This is a genomic window from Acidovorax sp. GW460-11-11-14-LB4 (assembly GCF_059423685.1).
In genome coordinates this window covers 1-533 of sequence record NZ_JBWKYJ010000155.1, presented here as the reverse complement: position 1 = coordinate 533, position 533 = coordinate 1, and the positions used below count along the sequence as shown (strand labels likewise).

Sequence of the window (533 nt, the reverse complement as noted above, 5' to 3'; positions counted from 1 at the left end):
TCTTCCGGCAGGCCGTTGGGCTGGGTGTGGAAGTAATACATCTGCGCTGCCTGCGCCGTTGGAGTTGCGGCTGCGGCTGCGGTCTTTGCGTCCGCTCTGGCCAAGCCATCGGTGGGCCCGTCGTTCGCCGCCGCCCCCACGTTGAACCGGTCGCTCCAGCCCGGGTTGGTCGTGGGCACGCTGGCTGGCTTGCCTTGTGCACTGTCTGATCCTCCGCCCAGCGCATGCGCAGCCGCAGCGTGTGGCTCTATGCCGCCACTTCCGTCGATGCGCGCCAGGGGCACGTAGCTGCCCGGCTCGTAGACGTAGGTGCTCGTGTGCCCGCCCCGGCTTTCCTGCAGCAGCCGCATTCCGTCCCAGGTGAAGTGCGTGGTGCCAAAGCTGTCAGTCTTGGCGATGCGCCTGCCCAGTGCGTCGTACTGGTAGCTGAAGACTTGGCTTTGCGGCTGACCGTCTTTGCCCGCCCGCACCACCGCCACCTGGGTCAGCCTGTGCTGGTGGTCGTAGCGGTAGTGCTGCTCCGTGTGGCTGCC

The 533-nt window shown here is 67.2% G+C and carries 1 pseudogene; it reads right to left on the bottom strand.

Going from position 1 to position 533, the window contains the following annotated elements:
* Positions 1-533 (bottom strand): annotated as a pseudogene (locus AC07X4_RS24010) (RHS repeat-associated core domain-containing protein); the annotation flags it as partial.